The organism is Pseudomonas sp. ADAK13 (genome assembly GCF_012935715.1).
In the GTDB taxonomy this organism is placed as follows: Bacteria; Pseudomonadota; Gammaproteobacteria; order Pseudomonadales; family Pseudomonadaceae; genus Aquipseudomonas.
In genome coordinates, this window is record NZ_CP052860.1 from 5801667 (window position 1) to 5826209 (window position 24543).

Here is a 24543-nt window from a genome sequence, read left to right on the forward strand (position 1 = left end):
GCTTACTGGGTGTTCAGTTTTCTCGTGGGCCAGGAAGGGTGTTTCATGGTGAATCCAAAGTTGCGTGTCTTGTTGGTTGACGAAGAACAATCCAGGTTAGTCAGCATAGAAAAGAACCTCTCGGGGCTTGGCTACAGTCGTGTTGCCCCGCTGACATCATTCCGGGATTTATTGGTGATACTGGATAACGCGTTATGCCCGTTTGACCTGCTGATTATTCATCAGGTCGTGCTGGAAAATGCAGGCGAAGTGCTTGAACAGTTAGTACGAAGTTCGCCGGCAATCAAACATTTACTGGTTTACCAGGGCAATACGCTGCAGGTGCTTTCCACAGTTGAGTCGTCGTCATCGTCGATGCGCTTTGCGTTGCCTGGCCCGCCGGACCGAGAGTCCATCAAGCAAGTAATGGGCTTTATCGACAAGGTCGAGTTGCATGAGGTTTACGGCAAGCAGCGGGTGTCTGTTTAGTTACAGGTGTATCGGGAAAAATACCGACGGTGCTGGAAATGTCATTGTTTAAGCCGGAAGTTTCCCTTATTGCAAAGGGACCTTTAACGTTGAAGGGGTTGGCCGGAAAAAACATTATTCACTGCATGCAAGGTGCGCAGTCACAGCGAAGCAGTGAACGGTTCGCCGAGCATTTCGATCAATGATGTTTTAACCTTTCGAGGCAACTTATGACGCGCACATACCGTATCGTCGCGCTCGCAGCGCTGACGTCGACCTTCGTGATACCGGCTGCACAGGCAGGCGATGGCACCGTTAACTTTAAAGGCCAACTGATTGGGCAGACGTGTACCGTCAGTGTGAACGGTGGCAGCAACATGGGCACCGTTACGCTGCCTACACTGGGCACTATGGCCCTCGGCGCCGTAGGCGCCACCGCGGGTAGAACCCAGTTCACCATTGGGCTGAGTGCATGCGGCACTGGGAATAGCATCCAGGATTTCCTGCAAAACTTAACGGGCAATAGTGTGATTGGCAAGACGGCATCCACTTACTTTGAGAGCGGCCCAGGCGTCGATCCCACCACCCGGAACATTATTAACACCGGTGGTGCCACCGGCGTGCAGCTCCAGTTGCTTGATTCCGACGGCGATGTGATCAAGGCCGGTGACCCGGGCCAACCGCGAACCCCGGCCATTACTAATCTCGCCACCAACGGTGGCGTGATGACTTACGGCGTCCAGTACATTGCCAACGATGTTATTGCGCCGGGCAGCGTTGTGGGCTCGGTTACCTATTCCATCGCCTATAACTAAAACCCACAAGGACTTGAGAGCGATATCGCTGATCAAGTCTTTGATATATCCATTTCAACCAAAAAAGCCGTTTGGCTGCACTTATACGAATTGAAAGTTGAAGCCTTCGGAAGAGTCTTAACTCTGGTAGGAAATTTCCGAAGCTGTTGCAGGACTTTTCAATTTGAAGGGTTTCACTAAAAGAAACATCATTCACCCTGTGCAAAACGCACCGCCATATTGCAACTGCGAGTGGCCTGCCGGGCATTTATCCAACTAATGATTTTGAGGCAACTTATGAACCGTACTTACCTCGTTCTTGCAGCGGCGACTTCCGCACTCGTGATGTCTGCTGCACAAGCCTCCGATGGCACTATCAACTTCAGTGGCCAACTGACGGCTCAAACCTGCACCACTTCGGTCAATGGCACGAGCAATGTGGGCACCGTAACGCTTCCGACGTTCTCGATTGCGTCGCTGGCGAGCGCGGGGGCGACTGTTGGTGCCACCAACTTCACCATTAACCTGAGCGGCTGCCAGGGCACTATTGCGACCGCCGCTGCGATATTTGAAGCGGGCGCGGGCGTCGACCCGACCACCCAGAACATCCGTAACACCGGTAATGCCACTGGCGTGCAACTGCAATTGCTCGACTCCAATGGTGCTGTGATCAAGGCCGGTGATACCAGCCAAACCGCCAACACTGCCCGTACCACTGTGACCGGCGCCACTGCCGTGCTGCCGTACGCCGTTCAGTACATTGCCAGCGCGGCAACCACCGCCGGTACTGTCGTGGGTTCGGTGACCTACTCGATCAACTATCAGTAAAAGCTGCGCGGTCAGCGCATCTTTCAGGAAGCTGGAAGGTGCGCCGACGATGTCGGGAGAGAATGATATGCAGCGTAAAAAGGCCTGGTGCCGTTGCGTCGTGATGATGGCGGCCGTGCTCGGTTGTTCCCAGGCGATGTCTTCGGTCGTCATCACGGGCACCCGTGTGATTTATCCGGCTGACAAGAAAGAGGTCACCGTCAAACTGAACAACAACGGTGCCAAACCCGTCCTCGTTCAGTCGTGGATTGATGAGGGGGATGCTGCATCCACGCCAAGCAACTCTTCAGCGCCGTTTGTGATTTCCCCACCGGTCTCCCGGGTTGATGCTGCCAAGGGGCAGAGCCTGCGCCTGATGTTTACCGGTGCTCCGCTGGCGTCCGACAAAGAGTCGGTGTTCTGGCTCAATGTGCTGGAAATCCCGGTCAAGGCCACGGGGGAGCAAAACATGCTGCAAATGGCCTTTCGCTCACGGATCAAAGTGTTTTATCGACCTGCCGATTTACCCGGTACACCGACAGCGGCCATCGAGGCGTTGCAGTGGAAGGTCGTCGCACAAAAGAACGGTACTTATGGGCTGCAAGCCTACAACCCCACTGCTTTTTACGTTTCGCAAAGTGACCTGGCCCTGGTTAACGGCGGCCAGCGAGTACCGAGTGAAGCGGGAATGGTCGCGCCCGGCGAGACCCACACCTTTGCCTTGCCCGGCCTGAAGTCGATGCCGGGCCCCGGCGCCAACGTCGAATACAGCGCCATTAATGATTACGGCGCCCTGGTGCCCACTCGGGTACCCGTCAAGCCTTAGGCCCTTCTGGCCCCAATCGTTTTCACCCTCTGTTGTCCGGGTAATCTATGACTACGCTCTCTCCTCTGCGCATGCGCCGGAAGGAAATCTGCTGCTCCAGCGTCGGCTGTTCGCCGATTTGGGGCCGTCGACTGTTACTGATCGCCAGCGCACTGCTGATGCCTCACGCGATGGCCGAAGACGTGCAGTTCGACGATTCCTTCCTTCCGGCGGGCTCAAGCGGGATTGACCTGACGTTGTTCCAAAGTGGCAACCCGGTCATGTCGGGCACTTACCGGGCCGACATTCTGGTGAACTCGACCCTGAGCATGCGCCAGGATATTCGTATCGTGTCCGACGCCAAGGGCAGGAACCCCATCGTCTGCGTCGACAGCCGCATGCTGGAATTGATCGGTGTAAACGTGGAAGCCCTGTCGCCGGCGGCGCTGGCCAAGCTGGACGCCGGACAATGCACGTCCATCGCCGAGGTGATCGATGAGGCGACAGCACTGTTTTCCACCGAGACCCAGCAACTGGACTTCAGCATTCCGCAGGCGGCCATGCGGCGTAACGCCCGCGGGTATGTCAGCCCTGAGTTATGGGATCGCGGTACCACCGCCGCGATGCTCAGCTATGACTTCAACGCCAACCACAACAAAAACCTGTCGGGTACTGACGATTCTGCCTATGTCGGCTTGAACGCGGGGTTGAACGTGGGTGACTGGCGCTTGCGGCACAACGGATCGTTGAATTGGGACAGCCTGACCGGCACCAAGTACCAGGAAATCAACACGTTCGCCCAGCGTGACCTTACCGCCTTGCAAAGCCAACTGACGGTAGGCGAGGCCAACACCAGCGGCGAGATTTTCGACACCCTGGCCTATCGCGGGGTAGAAGTGGCAACCGACGACCGCATGCTGCCAGAGACGTTACGCGGGTATGCGCCCGTGGTACGCGGGATCGCCCGCACCAATGCCCGGGTCACCATCAGCCAGGGCGGCAATGTATTGCTGCAGACCACGGTGGCGCCTGGCGCCTTCGTCATCGATGACCTGTATGCCACCGGCTATGGCGGCGACCTGCAAGTGACTGTACTGGAAGCCGATGGCACTCAGCAAAGCTTCATCGTGCCCTATGCCTCGGTCAACCAGTTGCTGCGGCCTGGCACGTCGCGTTTCAGCGTGACGGCGGGCGAGACTCGCAATAACTACATCGATAAACAGGTCGGGCTGCTGCAAGGCACCTATCAATACGGCTTGGCGAATTCGCTGACCGGTTATACCGGCGCCCAGGCCAGCGATGGGTACCTGTCGGTGCTGGGCGGTATTGCCTTTGGCACCCCCATCGGCGCCTTCGGGGTCGACGTGACTCACGCCCAGACAGAACTGCCGTCCGGCGATCAGCAGGGGCAGAGCCTGCGGGTGTCTTTCAGTGAAAACGTGCAAAGCACCGGGAGCAACTTCTCCCTGGCAGCGTATCGTTTTTCCACCAGCGGTTACTTTGATTTCAACACCGCCGCGCTGTTCCGGGACGCTCAAGAGCATGGCACCGACACCAGCCAGATTGGCCAGCCACGCAGTCGCCTGACCTTGTCCCTCGACCAGAGCCTGGCCGGCTGGGGGCATTTGTCACTGAGCGGGTTTACCGAAAACTACTGGAACGAACCGGGCGAGGATGTCCAGTACCAGATGGGCTACAGCACACAAGTCGGGCGAGTCAGCCTGGGCTTCAACCTCAGTCGCAGCCGCTCCGGCCTGGCGGAGATGCAAACCACTGAGTTGTTTACCGTGAGCATGCCGATCGAGTTCGGCTCCTCGTACAACTCGCCGCAGCTGTCGGGCCGTTTGGCCCGCGACAGCCAGGGCAATTACAGCCAGCAAGCGAGCGTGAGCGGCAGCGCCGGTGAGGATCATGAATACGGCTACAGCCTGACGGCCGACCGCGATGGCGCAAGCCAGTCCACCGACACCTCGGTCAGCGGCCAGTACATGGGCTCCAAAGCCCGGGTCAACGGTTCCCTCAGCGAAGGCGATGGCTACAGCAGCCTCTCCCTGGGTGGTGGCGGCACGATTGTGGTCCATCCAAAAGGTGTGACGTTGACGCCTTACACCGGTGAAACCATGGCGGTGATCAGCGCCCCCGGTGCGGCCGGCGCGAAGGTGGTGGGTTATCCAGGCCTGCGGCTCGATGGCAACGGTTCGGCGGTGATCAACTATCTGCAGCCTTATCAGTTGAACGAGATCGCTATCGACCCGGACGGTATATCCCAGGACGTCGAGCTGAGCGAAACCAGCCAGAAGATCGCCCCCCGGTCGGGTGCCGTGGTAGCGGTGGACTTCGCCACGGTGCACGGAACTGCCTTGTTGTTGAACGTGCGCTTGAAGGACCAGAGTCCATTGCCGTTCGGTGCCACCGTGGTGGATGACGCAGGTAACCCGGTAGGCACTGTAGGGCAGGGCGGGCAACTGTATGCACGTATCAAGGACGGCACACAAAGCCTGCTGGTCAATTGGGGTAAAGAGAGTGGTCAGACCTGCACGCTGAAAGTGCCGGCCCTTAAAGAGCAGGGTCAGATATTGAAGGGCAACGCGCTGTGCCTGAGTGCTGGGTCATGAGGTATGCGGCGAATGCAGCGGTGCCGTCTTCAGTCAACTATACGTACAGAGGTAATCCATGAAGGTGCTTTATTCCCTGATCGCCGCATTGGTGTTGTGTGGCCTTGCGCAGTCGGCGCAGGCGGTCAATTGTGTCTACATCAATGGTAACAAGGGGTTTATAGGCACGTTCCCGTTGCAGATCAGCACCCTCAGTGTGCCTCGGGATGCGCCAGTGGGCACCGTTCTCTATCGGCAGAACTTTAGTCAGACCGGTGGAGGCTACGATACCAAGTGTCTCAGTACGGGTGGGGCGGCAACCATGAACACTCTTTTAGTGCTGAAGAGCATTGGCGCCAATACTGGTTACAGCACCGGTCCTTACGCCAACTTCGTCTATCAAACAGGGGTAGCCGGCATCGGTGTCGCTTGGGTTAACGGGACATCCGTGCAAACTGCTGCCGTGAGGGCAGCGATTCCAAATGGCTGCACACTGTCGGGAACCGTTGACTGTTCCATAACGGGACTCAAGATTGCGCCAGCAACAGGGATGGTGCTGATAAAGACCGGGCCAGTGGGAACCGGCACCATCAACGGCAGTTCGCTGGGCACTCTGGAACAGGATGTCACAGTTAACGATGGCGGTACCATTAGAGCCAACTCCGTGGGGCTGACCGGCAGCATCAACATCGTCGCCCTGACGTGCATGACCTCGGACGTTAATGTACCCATGGGCACCAACAAGATTGCATCGTTCAGCGGGATAGGTTCGGCCAGCACGCCGGTGAACTTCATGATCAGCCTGACGGGTTGCCCAGGATTTCCCGGTTATTACGGCAACGCCAGTTCGATTCCGACAAGCTCGCAATCGGCGGTCATCAGTGCGGGCACCCTCGTGCCCAACACCCTAAGCCTGCGACTGGATCCGGTCGGCACACCGATTGATGCCAGCAATGGCGTGTTGAGCCTGTCAGCGGCTGCAGACCCGGCGACGGGTGTGGGTCTACAGGTGCTTGATGCTTCCGGCGCACCGTGGGCGCTGTCCCAAAACAAATTGTTGAACCTTCCAATAGCCGCTGGCACCACATCATTGAACATCCCGCTGAGCGCGCGTTATATACAAACGGCAACCACGGTGACTGCGGGTTCCGCCAACGCTGTTGCGAATTACACCATCATCTATCAGTAGCCACGCCTGGCGCCTCATCCTGGCCAGGGACCGGCCGCTCAACCTCCTGATGGTGCGTCGAACCAATAAACATATACATCGCCGGCACCATGAACAGCGTCAGCACGGTACCGATCGACAACCCGGCGAAGATCACCAGGCCCATGTCATGCCGCCCCGCAGCCCCGGCGCCAGACGCCCACACCAGCGGCACCACCCCCAGCACCATCGCCGCGGTGGTCATCAGGATCGGCCGCAGACGTACGCCGGCCGCTTCCTCTATCGCTTCACGCTTACTGTGCCCCGCGCGCTGCAGCTCATTGGCAAACTGCACGATCAGGATCCCGTGTTTGGTGATCAACCCCAGCAACGTCACCAGCCCAACCTGGGTGTACACGTTGATGGACGCAAACCCCATGGTGATAAAGGCCAGCGCGCCAAAGAGTGCAGGGGGCACCGAGAACAGGATCACCACCGGGTCGCGGAAGCTTTCGAACTGGAAGGCCAGGGCCAGGTAGACGATCAGGATCGAGAACATCAGCAACCCGAAGAACCCGCCCGACTCCTGCATGAACTGGCGCGACTCGCCGGAGAAGTCCGAGGTGTAGCCCGTGGGCGCAATGTTGGTCAGGATGGTGTTCAGTTTCGCCAGCAGTTCGCCCTGGGCCACGCCGCTGACGCCCGACAGGGTGGCCGAGTTGAGTTGCTGGAAGTGGTTGATGGATTCCGGCTGGGTCGAGGTCTCGATGTGTGCCACGGTGCGCGCCTGGATCATGCTGCCGGATGGCGTGCGGATGTAGTAATCGAGAATTTGATCAGGGTTTAGACGGTCTACCTGCAGCACTTGGGGAATGACTTTGTACGAGCGCCCGGCGGTGGAGAAGTAGTTCACGTAGTTGCCACCCAGCGCGGCGGACAGCGCCGCGCCGACGTCAGCCTGGGTCATGCCCAGTGCGGCGATTTTTTCCCGGTCGACCACCAGCTTGGCTTGTGGTTTGTCGAGTTTCAGGTCCATGTCGGAGAAGTAAAACAGCTGCTGTTTCAGTGCCTCGGCCACCACCGCCTGGGCGACTTCGTTGAGGTTTTCCACCGAGTCGGTGGTGGTGATCACAAATTGCACCGGCAACCCTTGGGCGCCCGGCAGCGACGGCAGCGGAAAGGCCGCGATGGTGGCGCCCGGTACCTGATTCCATTTCTGCTGAAGTTCCAGGATCAGTTGGGCCTGGGAACGCGTGCGGTCGTCCCAGGTTTTGAGCAGCACGCCGCCCAAGCCCTGGTTGAGGATGGGCAGCCCGGTCAGCTGGAACATCTGCGCGTATTCAGGCTCTTTGTTGGCGATCTGGAACGCCTGGTCGGCAATGCGCTCCATCTGCTGCGGCGAGGCAGTCGGTGGGCCTTTGATCTGCATGAACACCAGCCCCTGGTCCTCGGTGGGCGACAGCTCGCTTTTGGCAGTCATGCCGCTGGCGGCCACCAGCAGGAACAGCAAGAAACCAAACGTCACCAGCACCGGCCACACGTTCAAACCGCCTGAGAGTACGCGGTGGTAACGGCCCCGCAACCAGTCAAAATACTGATCGAGCTTGCGTGCGAAGCGGCCTTCTTCCTGCCCGGACTTGAACAGTCGCGAGGTCATCATCGGCGACAGCGTCAGCGCCACCACCGCCGACACGGTCACCGCACCCGCCAGTGAGAAACAGAACTCCTTGAACAGCGCCCCGGTCAGCCCGCTGCGCAGGCCGATGGGCACGTACGCGGCAATCAGCACCACGGTCATCGCGATGATCGGGCCGCCCAGTTCCCGCGCCGCGACCAGTGCCGCCTCCAGCACGCCTTTACCTTCTTCCTTGATATGCCGGTCGACGTTTTCCACCACGATAATCGCGTCGTCCACCACCAGGCCGATCGCCAATACCAGGGCGAGCAGGGTCAGCAGGTTAATCGAGTACCCCAGCAGGTACATGATGAAGAACGTCCCTACCAGCGACAGCGGGATCGCCACCAGCGGCACAATCACTGCACGGAACGAGCCGAGGAACAGGTAGATCACCACCGACACGATGATCATCGCCTCAACCAGGGTTTTCACCACCTCATAAATCGAGGTATTGATGAACGCCGTGGAGTCATACACGATCTCGCCGCGCACCCCGGTGGGCAGTTGGGACTGCAGCTCGGGGAAGGCTTCGCGCACGCTGTCGGCGACCGTCAGGATGTTCGCATTGGGGGCCGTCTTGATCCCGATGAACACCGAACGCTTGCCGGAAAACGCCACGCTGCTGTCGTAGCTTTCGGCGCCGAGGGTGACGGTGGCCACATCCTCCAGGTACACCAGGGCATCGCCTTTCTGCTTGATCACCAGCCGCTTGAATTCATCCACCGTGTGCAAGTCGGTCCCGGCGGTCAGGTCGACCGTCACCGTTTGCCCGCGGGTGGAACCGACGGCAGACAGGTAGTTGTTGTTGGCCAGGGCGGTGGACACGTCCTGGGCGGTCACGTTGTGCGCCGCCAGCTTGTTGGGGTCCATCCAGGCCCGCAGGGCGAACTGGCGCCCGCCGAGGATCTCGGCGGTTTGCACGCCCTGGATCGAATCCAGCTTGGGCTTGACCACCCGCACCAGGTAATCGGTGATGTTGTTGGTGGGCAGCGTGTCGCTATAGAAGCCCAGGTACATGGCATCCGTGGTCTGCCCGACCGCCACCGTCAGCACCGGTTCCTGGGACTGGGCCGGCAGTTGGTTCTTGACCGAGTTGACCTGGGTATTGATCTCGGTGAGTGCCTTGCTGGCTTCGTAGTTCAGCCGCAGCGTGGCGGTGATGGTCGAGACGCCGGTGATGCTCGTCGAGGACAGGTAGTCGATACCCTGGGCCTGGGCGATGGCCGATTCAAGCGGCTGGGTGATAAAGCCGGCCACCGTCGATGCGTCCGCACCGTAGTAGGCCGTGGTGATGGTGACCACGGTGTTTTCGGTGCGCGGCCATTGGTTCACCGGCAGTTCGAAGATCGAACGCAGCCCCAGGATCAGGATGAACAGCGAGACGACAATCGCCCAGACCGGTCGCTGAATAAAGGTATCGGTAAGCTTCATGGGACACCTTTAGTGTTCTTGGGGAGTCGGCGCGGGATCGTTCAGCGGCGCGGCGCTGTTATCGACCTTCACCGGCGAGCCATTCTTGAGCTTCATCTGGCCGCTGGTGATCAACAGATCACCTTCCTTCACGCCCGACAGGATGGCCACCTGGTCGCCCCGGGTTGGCCCGGTCTTGATGAAGGTCTGTTGCGCCGTCAGCACTTCCTCACCCTTGTCGTTCTTGCTTGAGGTGGCGATGAACACCGTGGTGCCGTAAGGGTTGTAGGTGACCGACGTCTGCGGAACGGTAAGGTAGCGCTGGGTCGCGCCGGAGGTGACCACGGCGCGGGCAAACATCCCGGGCACCAGGCTTTGCTTGGGGTTGTCGACGGTGGCTTCCACAGTGACGTTGCGGGTGGTCGAGTCGAACTGGGTGTCGATGGTGCTGACCTTGCCGGTGAAGGTTTGATTGGACAGGCCGTCGGCCGTCACCGAAACCCCTTGGCCAATGGCGATGGCCTCCAGTTGGGTCTGCGGCACCGTGAAGTCGATGTAGATGGGGTCGAAAGTTTGCAGGGTGGCGATCTTGTCGCCGGGGTTGAGGTACTGGCCGGGGTTGACGCTGGTGATCCCGATGCGCCCGGCAAACGGTGCGCGTATGGTTTTTTTCGCCACCAGCGCACGCTGTTGCTCGGCGGCGGCGAGCTTGGCTTTCAGGTCGGCGGTGTCGGTGTCCACTTGGGCCTGGGAGATGGCGTTGACCGCCAGTTGGGCCTTGTCACGCTTGAGGACGATCACGGCCAGGTCGGCGGTGGCCTCAAGGGAATGCAACTGCGCGATGTCCGAGTCGGCATTCAACTGCACCAGCAGCGCCTGGGCCGCCACCTCTTGCCCGGGCGTGAAGCCGAGGGTGCGTACGATGCCGCCCACCTCGGTGGTCACATCCACCCCTCTGACCGCCTTCATCGAGCCCACCGCGGTGACATTCGGCTGCCAATCGCTGAAGGGCACCTTCATGGCCGTGACCACGGAGGCGGGCAGGGGCATCTTGGACTGGGCGATCAGCGCCGAAATCTGCACGAACTTCACCCCGGCAATGATCGCCACAATCACCAGCACCACCACGATCATGACGAGCATCGGCCGCCACAGTCGACGCTTGCGCGGTGCGCCGGGCTCGGGTGGCAGGGGAGAGGCAGTAATGACGTCAGCCATGGGTGTTCTCGCTGTATCAAGAGTTCAGTTCAGTCGAACCGTGCCGAATCGGCAGGCGCTGCCTTGTTGTTGGCCGGCATGATCTCGTTCCACGATGGCAGGCCGAAGCGATCCGGGTGGCCCTTGGTGGCAGGGTCCACATCCGTTCGGTTCCACCAACCGCCCCCCAATGCCTGGAACAGCGCAGTGGTGTCGCTGTAGCGGGAGGCCTGTGCCTTGACCCGCGCAAGCACGGTGTTCTGGTAGGTCTGTTGGGCGGTGAGCAGGTTGATGTACGCCACGGCACCGAGCTTGAACTGTGCCTGCACCAAGTCCAGGTTGGCTTGCGCGGAGCGCTCAGCCACCACCTGCTGGTTGAGCGCATCGGCATCGGCTTCCAGCGCCCGCAGCGCGTTGGCCACGTCCTGGAATGCGCCAATCACGGTGCCACGATAACGCGCCGCCGACTCGTCGTAGGCCGCCACGGCCGCGCGTTTGCGATGTTCGAGTGCGCCGGCATCAAAGATCGGCTGGGTGATCGACCCGGCCAGGCTCCACACACCGCTGCCCGCCGAAAACAGCTTGGTGCCGCTGGCCACCGTGGAACCCACCGACCCGGTAATGCTGAACTGCGGCAACTGATTGGCCACGGCCACGCCTATGTTGGCGCTGGCCTGGTGCAGTTGCGCCTGGGCAGAACGCACGTCCGGGCGTTGGCCCACGATGGCCGAGGGCAGGCTGACCGGCAGTTCTTCCGGCAAGTGCAGGGAGGCCAGGTTGAAGCGCTCGTCCCGGTCCTGATTGGGAAACCGGCCGAGGTAGGCCATCAACTGGTTGCGGGTCTGCGCCAATTGCTTTTGCAGGGGCGGCAAGCTGGCACGGGTTTGCGCCAGTGCGGTCTGCTGCGTCAGGACGTCGCTATCACCGATGGCACCCAGCCGCCGCTGCGACTGCAGCACGTCGAGCTGGTCGCCCTGTAGCCGGATGATTGCCTCGGTAGAGGCGATTTGATCACGTATCGACGCCAGGCTGACCGCGGTATTCACCACATTGGAGGTCAACGTGAGGTAAGTCGCCTCCAGCTGGAAGCGTTCGTACTCGGCTTGCGCCGTGGTGGATTCGATTTGCCGGCGCGTACCGCCGAACACATCCGGGGCATAGGACACGCTCAACGACGCCGAACTCACCGTGAGAATCGGCGACTCCGGCAAGCCCGAGGTCACCCCCGATACCTTCTCGCGGGCTTTCTGCACATTGCCGCTGACGGAAGGGAACAACGACGCCTGGTCGGCATAGACCAACTCGTTGGCCTGGCGCAACGCGGCTTGAGCGGCGGTGACATCCGGGTTGGCGCGCAAGGCTTCTTCGACCAGGGCGTTGAGGGCTGGCGAACGGAACAACGTCCACCATTGCCCGGGAATATCCATCCCGGCGATCAGCCGCTGCGCCGCGCCGCCGGCGTCGATGTCGGCCTTGGCGGTAGCGGTTAGCTTTTCCCGTGAGTAATCAGCGTTAGCGGGCACCTCGGGGCGCGCGAAATCGGGCCCGACGGTGCAACCCGCGAGGGCAATGCACAGCAGGCTCAACGGAGCCAGAAGGTGTGGTTGTCGAAAAAGGGCGCGGGGCTGCGCCACTTGTTGCGGTCCCGATGCAAGCTGCCGAGGCTGCTCTTTCATATTTACTCTGATTAATCAGTAGGTTGACTGCTTTATTGGTTGAGCGATGAATGCAGGCGCATCGGTTAGGGCCGCCGAAAAATGGCTCGCGAGTAGCCGAATTCAAATCAGTGTAGGTGGTGCCGGCCGGTACGCAATGTCAGTACGTGCCGACCCTTAATGAAAATGCGTTATGCGCATTAATATTGAATTAGGTTATGCAATATAAGTATTTTACATGCGACCATTAGCACCTCATGGTAGCTGTCCCTACGAACACTGCCGAGACCGCGCGCGCGGATCGACTTGAAATGCCTGAGAGGGCATCTGGAGCGAACGTGCGTTATCTGACAAAACTGGCGGCCGGGTTGGCCGCTACCTTGCTGTGCCTGACCGCGAACGCGCAAACGCTGGTGGTCGGAGACCAAAGCTACAACGCCCAGGCCGTGATGGAAGCGGCGGGGGTGCTGGACGACCTGCCCTATACCCTTGAATGGAAGCAATTCACCGCCGGCTCACCGGTCGCCGAAGCGCTCAACACCAACAGCCTGGACCTCGGCTTGCTCGGTGATGCGCCCGTGCTGTTCCTGGGCGCGCTGGGCGCGCCGATCAAGGTGATTGCCATCAGCCGGCAAAATCTCGAAGGCGTGGCCATCCTGGTGAAAAAGGACTCATCGATCCACAGCCTTGCAGACCTCAAAGGCAAGCGCGCGGCCATCTGGAAAGGCTCCTGGAGCCAGCAATTGCTGCTGACTGCACTGGACAAAGCCGGCGTGCCAAAGGACTCATTGGACCTGCGCTACCTCAGCGCACTGGATGCTTCCCACGCGCTGGAAGGCGGCTCCGTTGACGTCATCGCCACCTGGGAACCCTACGTCACCCAACAGGAACGCCAGGGTGCGCGGGTGCTGGCGACCGCCGACGGGTTGATCCCGGCCCAGAGCTTCGTGGCCGCCAGCACCAAGGCCGTCGACACCAAGCGTGCGCAAATCAGCGATTTTCTCCAACGCCTGAAAAAAGCCCGTGACTGGACGCGCCAAAGCCCGGCCAACGCCGACGCGTACGCAGACGCCTGGGCCAAACGCACCCGCGCCGACGCCGACATTGCCCGCGCCTGGTTCGCCCGTGCGCGTACCACGGTCGAACCTGTGACAGCCCAATCACCGGTAGAAGCGCAAAAGACCGTGGACTTTTTCGCCAGCCAGGGTCTGGTCAAGTCCTACCCGGCTGCCACGTTGTTCGATGACTCCTTCGCCGCGTCGCTGCAGCCTGCCGTCGCCAAAACCCAGCCCTGAACGCTTCAAGGAATACCTTAGTCATGACCAAACGACAGCTCAAACTAGGCGCCTTGACCATGGGCTGCGGCGGGCCTGGCCGCCACAATCTATGGCTCGACCCTCAACTGCCGGCCGACGCCAGCGTCAATGTCGACTGGTACATCGACATCGCGCGCCAGGCCGAAGCGGCGTTGTTCGACCTGATGTTCATTGTCGACAGCCAGTTCATCACCCCGGGCTCGCCCTCCCACTACTTGAATCGCCTGGAGCCGCTGACGTTGTTGTCGGCGCTTGCCGTGAGCACCCGGCATTTGGGCCTGGTCGGTACGCTGACGACCTCCTACAACTCGCCGTATAACGTCGCGCGACGCCTGGCCTCACTCGACCTGATCAGCAAAGGCCGCGCCGGCTGGAACGTGGTCACCAGCGGAGACGCCGGCACCGCCGGCAACTACAGCCGCGACGAACATTACGATTACGACACCCGCTACGGCCGGGCAGCCGAGCACGTCCAGGTGGTGCAGGGCCTGTGGAACTCCTACGAGGACGATGCATTCGTGCGCGACCGGGCCACGGGCCAGTTCCTCGACCCGAACAAACTGCACAGCCTGAATCACAAGGGCGAGCACTTCTCCGTGGTCGGCCCGCTGAATATCCAACGCTCACCCCAAGGCCAACCGGTGATCTTCCAGGCCGGCGACTCGGAACAAGGCCGCGACCTGGGGGCCGCCACCGCCGATGTCATCTTCACCCATGCCGCGAGCATCGAGCAGGGCCAGGCGTTTTACCGGGATATCAAGGGCAGGGCGGAGCGACATGGCCGTGATCCCGGGCAATTGCTGGTAATGCCCGGCGCCGAGATTTATGTGGGCGATACCGACGAACAGGCCCGTGAAATCGAACAGCACTATCACCAGGCCGATCACAGTTTCGAGCTGGCGTTGAAGGAGTTCGGGCGCAATTTCGGCTGGCATGATTTCACCCAGTACGACCTTGACGCGCCGTTTCCGCAGGAGAGTCTGGAGGCGGCACGCAGCAGCTTCTTCACCGCCGCCAAACGCATTGCTGACCAGGCCCAGGAGAAAGGGTTTACGTTGCGCCAGGCGGTGGAGTTTGGTCGGCAGCTGCGCCCGGGTGCCTTTGTCGGGTCGGCGCAGACGGTGGCGAGCAAGATGGCGGACTGGTTTGAAGCACGGGCGGTGGATGGGTTCAATATCTACATCGGGCATCCGGAGCAGTTCAAGCGGTTTACGCAGGAGGTCATCCCGTTGTTGCAGGCCCGTGGCGTGTACCGCACGGCGTATGAGGGGACGACGTTGCGGGAGAGTCTGGGGTTGGCGATTCCGCGAGGGGTTCGTAAAAGGTAGTCGATGTCGCCATACCCTCACGATAAAAGTGCCCACTGAACTCGCTGCTCAGGTCGAGTCTTTGTGCTAAAGGTTTTCGGTTTTCTACCGACAGTAACGGAGGAGGCCAAGTTTTCCGTTCGCCCGATGTTACCTGCCAAGATTGCCGCTAAATGCTTTTCGAACCTGAGCGAAAAAATCCATGTTCTTAAGAAATATACGAATCGCCGCCAGGGCGTTCATCGCTTTTGCCGCTATTGCGCTGCTGAGTGTGTTTCTCGGCCTCTTCGCGTTGAAGCAGATTCGAGAAGTTCAGTTCCAGGCGGCTGACATCCAGAACAACTGGATGCAGCGGGTCAGGATCCTCGCGCTGGCCAATGCATCGCTAGACCGTTTTCGCCTGGGTGAGATGGCACACATCCTGTCTTCAACCAACGCAGACATGCAGACCTACGAAGAAAAATCAGCAGGGCGCCTGAAAATCGTCAAGGAACAATTGACGCAGTACGCAGGATTACTCAGTACGACGGATGAAAGATCACGTCTCGCCGTGTTCAACCAGAGTCTTGATGTTTATGCGAAGAACCATATCGAGATGCTCCGGCTCTCGCGGGCGGGCGATAAAAAGGCTGCCGTAGAGTTTCTCAACAGCATACGAGACAGCTATGAGCAGATGACAAAGAACTTCGATCAACTCATAGACCTTGCCAATAAAGGTGCCGAACAGGCTGGCCAACAGTCTGTAGACGCTTACGAGCATGCCATCGGCGGTATCGCAATCGTGATTCTGCTGGTGAGTGCGGGAACAGTCATTGTTGCCTGGCTGCTGACCCGAAGCATTACCGCGCCCATCATCGAAGCGATGCACGTGGCCGAGACCATTGCCAGAGGCGACCTGACCCAACCCATCAACCCCACCGGTAACGACGAGGCCACACGCTTGCTCAGGGCGCAGGAGGTGATGCGCGATAACCTCGTGCAGACACTCCGGCAGATAACCGGCTCCTCCAACCAACTGGCCGCTGCGGCCGAAGAACTGAATGCTGTCACCGCCGAGGGCAGTCGCGACTTGCGACAACAGCATGGGGAGATTGAGCAGGCAGCCACGGCGGTCACGCAGATGACAACAGCCATTGAAGACGTAGCGAGGAATGCCGCGTCAACTTCCGAGCTTTCACAGGAATCGCGAAACATCGCCTTAAAAGGCCAGCAGCGAATGGTTGAGGCTTTAAATTCGATTCGATCGCTGACACAGGGTGTCGAACTGAGTTCCGAGCAAGTCGGCGGCCTTGCCGATCAAGCCAAGAGTATCGGCAAAGTCCTTGATGTTATTCGGGCGATTGCCGAACAAACCAATCTTTTGGCGCTGAACGCTGCCATCGAGGCCGCACGTGCGGGGGATGCGGGCCGTGGTTTCGCGGTGGTGGCCGACGAAGTGCGTGCCTTGGCACACCGTACGGCCCAATCCACCCAAGAAATTGAGCAGATGATCGGAGGCATCCAGACCGGGACCGCCAACGCCGTCAACACCATGCACGCCAGTAGCAGCATGACTCAGCAGACCCTCGAGTTGGCCGAGCTTGCGCAAAAAGCCTTGGCGGACATTGTTGCAGCCAACGACGAAATCAATGACCGTAACCTGGTAATTACCACCTCGGCTGACGAGCAAGCGCATGTCGCGCGGGCGGTAGATCAGAACCTGCTGAATATTCAGCAACTGTCGATTCAATCCTCAGAGGGTTCCAGCCAAACGACGGCCGCGTCACAGTCTCTTGCAACCCTGGCGTCTGAGCTGAACACAATGGTCAAGCATTTCCAGGTCTGATCAGTCATGGGATCGCCACAGCGCGTTCTGATTGAACGCGCTAATCCCATTCATGCCGGATCTACTCAGAGCGGCTCGGTGTGATTGACCCCTGCCTGCTCTTGATACCCTTTGCGCAGTTTCTCCGCGACCAGCTTCTCTGCTTCGCGCGAAGCTCGCTCGGGGCTGTCGAGGGACTTGATCAGGGTCTGGCCCTTGGTGCCGATGCGGCCGAAGTGCACCACGACCTCTGCCTCGGTGACGCCGATTCGCCAGAACTTGTTGGAGTTGCCTTCACCAAAGGTGAACTCGCGCATCGGGGTCGACGCTTCAGGGGGTGGAGCCGGCTCGACCTCAACCGTTTCCGGTTCGACGTCCGGTTCCGGCTCTGGCAGCGCGGGCGTTTCTTCACCCCGTAGCAGCGCTTCGATGCGATTCAGCACCTCTTCCGGGTCTCGCAGCCAGTCATGGCTGGGCACGTCGATGATCTTCCAGCCGAAGCTGCGCAACACGGTCGGGCGGAAGATATAGCGCTCACGCACGTCAGCTGCGGCCGCCGTATTGCCGTCCAGCAGCACACCAAGGCTGAAGTGTTCACCGCTGGCGTCACTGATCGCCAGGTCGCAGCGGAACTGCGAACGTCCCACATATTCCTGCACCGTATGCCCTCGCTTGCGCAACGCGGCAGCGAGAGCGCTGCGCAGGCTGTCCCTGGGCAGGCTGACCGCAAAGGATTGCTTGGCGCCCGGGTTGAGGTTGGCGAGGATGCCCTGAGAGCGCGGCGCATCTCCGTTGGCACTGGCCTGGGCGAACTGCAGGAACGCGCGCAATGCAGCGGCACCGTCGTTGTGGGTGTTGGTGATGGCCTCTGCCTCAATGCTGGAGACGATCGCCATGCGTTTGCGCGCGCGGCTGAAGATCACATTGAGGCGTTTTTCCCCGCCACGCTGGTTGATCGGGCCGAAGTTCATCAGCATCTTGCCGTTCGGGCCCGGCGCATAGCAGATGCTCAGGATGATTACGTCCCGTTCATCACCCTGCACGTTCTCCAGGTTCTTGACGAACAGGCCATTGAACTGCCCGGCGTCTTCGCGCACGTACTCGCGCTCCAGGCGGGTGGCAAAGGCCGAGTCGCTGGCGGCCAAGTCTTCCAGGGCTTGTTCGATAGCGCCTTGCTGGGCTTCGGAGAAGGCCACAATGCCCAGGCTCAAGCCGGTCTCGCGCTGCAGCAGTTCGCGCACCAGCTGAGCGATATACCGCGCTTCGGCCAGGTTACTACGACCGAGGTAGACGCCATCGCTCATCTTCAAAAAGCTGATGGGGCTGTCGAGCAGCGTGTCGGCACCCTGCGTCACTGCCAGGGCATCCGTGGAGTCCAGGGCGGCATGGGCCGGGGCAGGGCGCTCGATACGCCGGTCGGGGATGGTGATCAGCCGGCCTTCGTAGAACGCCGCGTTGGAAAAGCTGATCAACGCTTCATGCCGGCTGCGGTAGTGCCAGGCCAGCAGGGTCGCCGGCAAATTGCGTGCGGCCTGGCTCAGCAGGCTGTCGGCATCGAGGTTGATTGCAATCTGTTCGCCGTCTTCCATGGCAATCAGTTCGTTATCGTCCTGGTCCCCTGCGCTGGAGAAGAAGTTGGTCGGCGGCAATTGCATCTCGTCACCCACCACGATCACCTGCTGCGCACGGCTCAAGGCCGGCACGGCTTCTTCGCTGGGGATCTGGCTGGCCTCGTCGAAAATCACCACGTCGAAGAGGTCCGGGATCAGTGGCAGCGTGTCGGATACCGACAGCGGGCTCATCAACCAGATGGGCTTGAGGTCGTTGATCACTCGACCACTGTCGCCACTCGCCATTTCGCGGATGGAGCGGTAGCGCATGGTCTTGCCCAGCTCATGCTCCAGCTCGCGGCGGCCCTTGGCATAGGCTTTCTTGAACTCGCGGGCCTGGGCGTCCAACTGGGTCACCGACATCGCCGATTGCTTCACATGTTCCAGGAAACGCTGATGCAGCGTGGCGCTGAGCACATGGGCATTGTGCTTGAGCAGGCTGCTTTCCGCCTGGCTGACCTGACGGGCTGCCAGCCCCAGGGCCGGGCCGTCGAAGCGCGCCAGTTGCGGGTTGGCGCGGTACAGGCGGGTGAGGTTTTCCTGGGCAATCAAACCCTCCAGCGCAGGTTGCGCCAGGGCGTGCTGTTGCAGGGCAAACAGGCAGACGGGATCGGCCTGGTGCAGCTCTATGAGCAGGGGCAGGGTGTCGGGCAGTTCGTCGAGTTCTTCACGCAGGTCGCGCAGGTATTCGGCCAGCGCGCCCAGGCTCGGCGCCGGCTCAAACGCACAGTGTTGCGCAACCAGCTCGGCCAGGCGAGCAACCGGCTGTCGCAGGCTGGCTTCCTGGCGCACGCCGGGCAGGGCATTCGGGTTACCGCGCAAGCCTTCGACCCACTGGCGCAACAACGGTGACGTGCTCAGTTGCTGGAGCAGGGCTTGCAGGTTGTGCACGAACAGGTCGATGTCCTGGATACCGTAGCGACTTTGCAGGCGCTGCTGTTCGGCCTGCAACTCGGCGGTGGCGCGGTGTTCGCCGGCCAGGTTGTCGAGCACATTGCGGTAGCTGGGACGGACTGCGTGCTGGCTGAAGTCGTAGCGCCGCTGCAGCTCGCCACGCAGTCGCCACCACGCCGGTTGCAACCATCGCAGCAGCGAGCCTTCCAGGCGCTGCACCAGATCCTGGGCGGCCTGGGTGTCCTGGGGCGCGAGTTTGTGGCGCCAATGGCGGGTGGCTTCACCGGCGCTCTGTTGCTGCACGGTCAGCGTCTGCAACGCCGCTTGTTCGGCGTGCAGCGCCTGGGAGCCCGGTGAGCCCGGTTCCAGCAGGTCGAGGTGCGACGCCAGGTTGGCGCCGGTCAGTTGCTCGGCGGCCTGGGTCAGCACGCACGCATCCGCCAGGCGCGTATCACTGGACAGCAGGCTGGAGGAAGACTCCATCAACTGCTCGACACTGTCCATCAACCCGCTGGCTTCATCCAGGAAGGCCTTGAGCTGGCCATAGGCATGCTCGTGGGTAATGAGACTGGAAGCCAGGTGGCTGAAAGGGTGGCGCGCAAAACTGTCGAGGCCGAAGCGCTCGTTGATCGCCTGATACAAGCGACCCGTCAGTTCGTTTTGTGCCTGCCAGCGACGCCAGTCGGGCAAGCGCTCCAGGGCCTCGGGGGGTAACTGTGCAGCCACGGCCGGCAGTTCGATGAGATGCCGCACCAGCTCACGCACGGAGCAGGCCAGGGTCTCCGGCACCCCGGCCATGGCTTGTTCAAAACGCTCGATCAGGCCCAACTGTTGGCTCAGGGTGGCCAATGCAGCGCTGCGTCGGGCCTGCAACTGCGGCGATTGCGCGTCGCCGGCAATCCAGCGCTCATAACACTCGCGCAGGTTGCCCACGAAGTCCTTTTTGTCGGTCTGGGAGTCGTGAATCAGGCAGCACAATTCGCCCAGTTCACTCTGTTGCAGGCGATGGAATACCACGTCCAATGCCGCGCGCTTTTCGCAGACAAACAGCACGCGCAGGCCGCGACCGGCGTAGTCTGCAATCAGGTTGGTGATGGTCTGGGACTTGCCGGTGCCAGGCGGCCCCTGAATGATGAAATTGCGCCCGGTGCGGGCCAGGCTGACAGCGGCGTTCTGCGTAGCGTCGCCGGCCACCACGTTCCATTGTTCCGGCAGCGGGATCGGATCCGGTGATTGGACTTCGACCTCCCGTGGCTCGATGGAAAACATCCGGTCAAACGATTCGTTTTGGGCCGGCTCGTCGATCAACTGCGCGTAGTCGCGCACCAGCGACATCTTGCGGTAGTTGAAGTTGGCCAGGGTGACCTGGGTCAGGTCGATGTCCCAGGCGTATCGATGCCCCTGATTCTCGGGCAGCGCGAAGGTGCTGTTTTCGGTGCTGCTGGCGACCATTTGCGGATGCTGGTCGCGCAGCGACGGCTTGCCGCCAACCGCGAGGCGCAGCGGCAACTGGCTGGGCAACACCTTTTGCTGGAACAGTTGCAGGCCCAGCGGGCGGTAGTCTTCGCGGTCGTAGCTGAAGTCTGGCTTCACCAAAGGCATGGCCGAGCGCTGACGGGCCCGGCGGCGCTGGAAGTGGTGCAGATGCTGCACCGCCTTCTGGTGGATCAATTCGATTTGCGGTTTGCTTTGCAGGCGCAACTCAACGCCAGGCTCGGTCAGTTTGATCTGGCGAGCAATGTCGGCGTGGATGTCTTCCAGCGACGTCTTTTGCAGGTCAACGGTTTCCGGCAACTGGATATCGTAGAGCTGGCGCAACTGATGACGCAGCACCGGGTTGAACTCCGCCTCGGTTTCATCGCACTGCAACATGAACTGGTCGCGCACGCCTTTTTTACGGCTCAGCTCCACCGGCAGCCACAGCAGCGGGGTGACGATGCGTTCTTCCGGGTTGTCCTTGAGGTTGTGCCAGCGCATGAAGGCCACCACCAGGCGCAGGTTGCTGAAGCCGAACTCGGCGCGGTCGCGGCGAGTTTCCTGGATGATGCGTTCCAGGGACGCCTGCAACCAGGTCTGGTCTTCAAACCGCAGCCATTGCTGCAGGCCAACGGGCTTGCCGCTCAATACCTGCTCGGAGAAACCACCGAGGGTCGGCTGCCAGGTGCACAACGCGTCGGGCCGGATGCTTTCAATCTGCATCACCAGCGGTACGCTGGCCACGGTCAGGTTGACGCTGGCCTGGGTCGGCCGGAAGTACAGCAGGCGATTGCGTCGCGACAGGTCGAACAGGCGGTTGCGCAGGTGCTCCAGCACCACGGTGCGCCGCGAAGCCGGGCCCTCGGCCTGGGCCAGCACGCGCTCCACATCCAGGCTTGCCGGCTGCTCTCGCCAGGATTCCAGGCGCCGGGCCAGGGCGTTCACATCAGTGGCGCGCTGATGCCGGTTGAGCTCGGTCATCTCGACGATCAGGTTAGCCAGCACCGGATTCAGCCGGCCATTGAGCTGGAACAGGTTGCGCCGGTGGCGGGCAAACGTCTTGAGGTCGTTGATATCGGAAAAGTCCAGCCCGCAGGCCAGGCACGCCAGCAACTGGCCGAGCTGGAAAATATCGGTGATTTCGTCGTGATGCCCGAGACGATGCTCCCAGCTGTGCAAGTCCGGCAGGAACACCGGGTGAGCGATAGGCTGGTGCGGGTCTTCCTGAACGTGTAGGTCGGTAATCGCCACGCCCGTTTCCGAATCCCGGGTCAGGCGGACCTTGCCGACGATATTCAGCGCAGACTCCGGGTTGGGTTGCACCTGCTTGATCGCCTCCAGCGCCAGGCGCGGCGGCACGCCCTCGGGGTTACGCAAGTACAGGGTGCGCTCAGGCCCTTGCAGCACATCGAGGAAGCTCAGCTGGGCGACACGCCCAAGCTCATGCAGTTGCGCCACCTGACGCAGCAGCGGCAGCGCCAGGAACAACACGTCGTCGATGGGCACGGCGGCGCCATCGTGGCTCAGCAACAACTGCGTGAACGTGACAGGCTGGGTTATTGGGTCCATGTGTCGACCTCCGCTTTGAGCGCGCGAACGATCGGGTCGAGCTCACGTTTTGGCAATTTGATATCGCGCTTGAGCACGCTGATAAAGTCATCGGCGCTGCCGAGCTTCTTCGCGGTGCGCGCGGCATACAGCAATGCTTCATCACGCAGGTCGCGGTCCACCAGGCTGAGGTCGAGCATGATGAAGTGCAGGTATTCGTGAATGCTTGCATCGATACGTTCGGCATTCAGCGAACCAAGGTCCAGCAGCGTTTCATTGTCCTTCCAGTCGGGAAAAAAGCCACGCACCTGATTGAGCACAACCGCCGACTGCAACACTGCTGCATTGATAAAGCTGGCGATAAAGCCGCGGGTGAGGGCGGTCAGCTCCACCTGGTCGGTTACATCCAGGCGGTTGAGCGAGAGCGGCCCGCGTAACCGACGGTGCAGCCAGGCGTCCGTCTCCGGGAGCTGCTGCCACCAACTGTCTACCGCCTGGGAACGCAGAAAAGTCTCCGGGTGCGATATGCCCTGGGACAATTGCGCATCCTTGCCATCCAGCTCGCGGGCCTGCTGCAGATAATTGGCAGCATCGACGCTGACAATCCCGGTGTGAATCTTGACCAGCGAAGTGATGGATGCTTCCGGTCCGCCGGCCACCAGGGCTGCGCCGCGATCGGCGTAGATTTCGGTGTGCAGGCTATATAAACGTGCGGTCTGCTCCAGGCTGGCCGGCGTATACACATCGGCCATCGCGTGATTGAGGATTCGCTCGGCGGTGAGAAAGTCACCGTCGTGCTCCGACCATAAACGGTAATGGGCCAGCTCATGCCCCAGCAACGCCAGTAACTCCTGGGCGTCGAGCCGTTCAAGGATCGGCCCGTAGAACACCACATGCACTTCACCGGCCAGGTAATACAGGCTCGCATTCATCGCGCCATCGCCAGCCTGGTAGAGGGTGGCGGGCGCCTGGATCTGCAAGCGCTGCAACGCTGTTTCGCACGCCTGGTAGGCCTGCGGGTGGGTTTCAGGGCTCAGGCGGTAGGTGTCTCGCAGCAATTGCGCGCGCACATCCTGGGCATGTTCCTGCTGAACCCCCAGGGATGAGGCCCAGTCCCATACGGCAGGTTCACGGGTTTTCAGGTACTCGACCACCTGTTGGTGGTAAGGCAGAGGCGTCAGGCTGCTGATGTCCAGCGCGGGGGTGCTCATCGTTCGAACGTCCTTGAGGATACGGCTCCATAAACTGCGCCTGGGCAGCAGAGGCGTGGGCTGGCATCCCGGTATCAGTGGTCGGCAATAAACGCGGAGCATACCTAGGAAGGGCAGAGACGTCATTTAAATAGGGACAGGCCGTCACCCAGGGTTTTGAGAACCCTCAGCCAGCAATTCAGATAGAGTTCACCGATTCCCCCCTCAATCATTAGTTGAAGTATGAATCGTCCGCTGTTTGTTTCTCTGGATGGGCCCAAGGGGACCGGCAAAACCACGCTGCTGGAAGCCGTGACGAAAGTCCTGAGGGCAGACAACAAAACAGTGATCCGGCTGTGCGAGAAAAAAAGTGATCCCCATCGGGCTGAAACAATGGCCCTGGTTAACCAACTCGTCAGAAAGCCCAGCCGGGCATTGGAGTGGGAGGTGTGTGAGCGATTGGCGGATAGCCGTGCCTGGATTTCACGGCACGTGCTCCCTAAACAGCCACCCGGCCGCATCGTCTTGATCGATCGCTGGTACCCATCTGATGCGGCGTTCCGCCGGACGGTCCCGTTTGCCGAAATCCTGCAGTTGAATATGGATCGAAACGTGCGAGTGCCAGACCTGCATGTCGGGGTTGTGACCACGCCTGACGTTTCATGGGCGAGGGCGGCGGCACGCCGGCGTGGGCTGGGCAGTACGGTAATCCATCAGTTGGCAGAACAGGTCGCATGTACCCAGGCGTTCGAGCAAGCGATTGCCGATAACGGTTGGGTGTTATGCCGTAATGAAGGAATGGTCGAAGACGCAACGATGCAGGTGGTGGCTGCGATACGTCACCTCGAATAACGCTGCTCTAGC

The 24543-nt window shown here is 60.6% G+C and carries 15 protein-coding genes and 1 pseudogene; 11 read left to right on the forward strand and 5 right to left on the reverse strand.

What is annotated here, in order from left to right:
• The first annotated feature begins 45 nt into the window (after positions 1-45).
• The 6 genes from HKK54_RS26705 to HKK54_RS26730 all read left to right on the forward strand — a co-directional run bounded on the left by HKK54_RS26705 (position 46) and on the right by HKK54_RS26730 (position 6636).
• Positions 46-468: a hypothetical protein gene (locus HKK54_RS26705; RefSeq protein WP_010170844.1), complete on the forward strand. Its 423-nt coding sequence runs from the start codon at positions 46-48 to the stop codon at positions 466-468.
• Positions 469-677: 209 nt separating this feature from the next.
• Positions 678-1262 (forward strand): fimbrial protein, encoded by a 585-nt coding sequence (locus tag HKK54_RS26710; RefSeq protein WP_010170846.1) that lies wholly within the window; start codon positions 678-680, stop codon positions 1260-1262.
• A gap of 276 nt (positions 1263-1538) precedes the next feature.
• Positions 1539-2069 (forward strand): fimbrial protein, encoded by a 531-nt coding sequence (locus HKK54_RS26715; protein WP_169388394.1) that lies wholly within the window; start codon positions 1539-1541, stop codon positions 2067-2069.
• A 67-nt stretch (positions 2070-2136) separates the two neighbouring features.
• The gene (locus HKK54_RS26720) at positions 2137-2874 is read left to right on the forward strand and encodes a fimbrial biogenesis chaperone (protein WP_169388395.1); all 738 of its coding nucleotides are present in this window, start codon (positions 2137-2139) and stop codon (positions 2872-2874) included.
• Between the two features lie 158 nt (positions 2875-3032).
• Positions 3033-5468 carry a fimbria/pilus outer membrane usher protein gene (locus HKK54_RS26725; RefSeq protein WP_169389357.1) on the forward strand — a complete coding sequence of 812 codons (2436 nt, stop codon included), beginning with the start codon at positions 3033-3035 and terminating at the stop codon, positions 5466-5468.
• Between the two features lie 58 nt (positions 5469-5526).
• Positions 5527-6636 (forward strand): fimbrial protein, encoded by a 1110-nt coding sequence (locus HKK54_RS26730; protein WP_010170853.1) that lies wholly within the window; start codon positions 5527-5529, stop codon positions 6634-6636.
• Here the strand turns inward: HKK54_RS26730 and HKK54_RS26735 are convergent.
• From HKK54_RS26735 to HKK54_RS26745, 3 genes are read right to left on the reverse strand one after another with little or no spacing between them, the layout of a single operon-like run.
• Positions 6623-9703 carry an efflux RND transporter permease subunit gene (locus tag HKK54_RS26735; protein ID WP_169388396.1) on the reverse strand — a complete coding sequence of 1027 codons (3081 nt, stop codon included), beginning with the start codon at positions 9701-9703 and terminating at the stop codon, positions 6623-6625. The genes HKK54_RS26730 and HKK54_RS26735 overlap by 14 nt on opposite strands.
• A gap of 9 nt (positions 9704-9712) precedes the next feature.
• Positions 9713-10900 (reverse strand): efflux RND transporter periplasmic adaptor subunit, encoded by a 1188-nt coding sequence (locus HKK54_RS26740; protein ID WP_442962314.1) that lies wholly within the window; start codon positions 10898-10900, stop codon positions 9713-9715.
• 29 nt (positions 10901-10929) lie between these two features.
• Positions 10930-12555, reverse strand: a complete 1626-nt coding sequence (locus HKK54_RS26745) for an efflux transporter outer membrane subunit (protein WP_272902978.1) — start codon at positions 12553-12555, stop codon at positions 10930-10932.
• Between the two features lie 317 nt (positions 12556-12872).
• Here HKK54_RS26745 and HKK54_RS26750 point away from each other — a divergent pair, with 317 nt between their 5' ends.
• The 4 genes and pseudogenes from HKK54_RS26750 to HKK54_RS34080 all read left to right on the forward strand — a co-directional run bounded on the left by HKK54_RS26750 (position 12873) and on the right by HKK54_RS34080 (position 16982).
• Complete coding sequence (locus HKK54_RS26750; protein WP_169388398.1) at positions 12873-13829, forward strand: ABC transporter substrate-binding protein; 957 nt, start codon at positions 12873-12875, stop codon at positions 13827-13829.
• 23 nt (positions 13830-13852) lie between these two features.
• On the forward strand, positions 13853-15178 hold the full coding sequence (locus HKK54_RS26755) for an LLM class flavin-dependent oxidoreductase (protein ID WP_169388399.1): 1326 nt from the start codon (positions 13853-13855) through the stop codon (positions 15176-15178).
• Between the two features lie 181 nt (positions 15179-15359).
• A pseudogene (locus tag HKK54_RS34075) lies at positions 15360-16124 on the forward strand (MCP four helix bundle domain-containing protein); the annotation flags it as partial.
• Positions 16119-16982, forward strand: coding sequence for a methyl-accepting chemotaxis protein (locus tag HKK54_RS34080; RefSeq protein ID WP_442962343.1), 864 nt, complete (start codon positions 16119-16121; stop codon positions 16980-16982). The pseudogene HKK54_RS34075 and the gene HKK54_RS34080, both read left to right, overlap by 6 nt.
• A gap of 65 nt (positions 16983-17047) precedes the next feature.
• Here HKK54_RS34080 and HKK54_RS26765 read toward each other — a convergent pair whose 3' ends face one another.
• Positions 17048-22510 carry a WGR domain-containing protein gene (locus tag HKK54_RS26765; protein ID WP_169388400.1) on the reverse strand — a complete coding sequence of 1821 codons (5463 nt, stop codon included), beginning with the start codon at positions 22508-22510 and terminating at the stop codon, positions 17048-17050.
• Entirely contained in the window at positions 22498-23700 is a 1203-nt protein-coding gene (locus tag HKK54_RS26770) for a M48 family metalloprotease (protein WP_010170869.1), read from the reverse strand. The genes HKK54_RS26765 and HKK54_RS26770 overlap by 13 nt, the downstream gene beginning before the upstream one ends.
• 222 nt (positions 23701-23922) lie before the next feature.
• On the opposite strand from HKK54_RS26770, the gene HKK54_RS26775 reads away from it, so the two are divergent.
• On the forward strand, positions 23923-24531 hold the full coding sequence (locus HKK54_RS26775) for a dTMP kinase (RefSeq protein WP_169388401.1): 609 nt from the start codon (positions 23923-23925) through the stop codon (positions 24529-24531).
• Positions 24532-24543 lie beyond the last annotated feature (12 nt).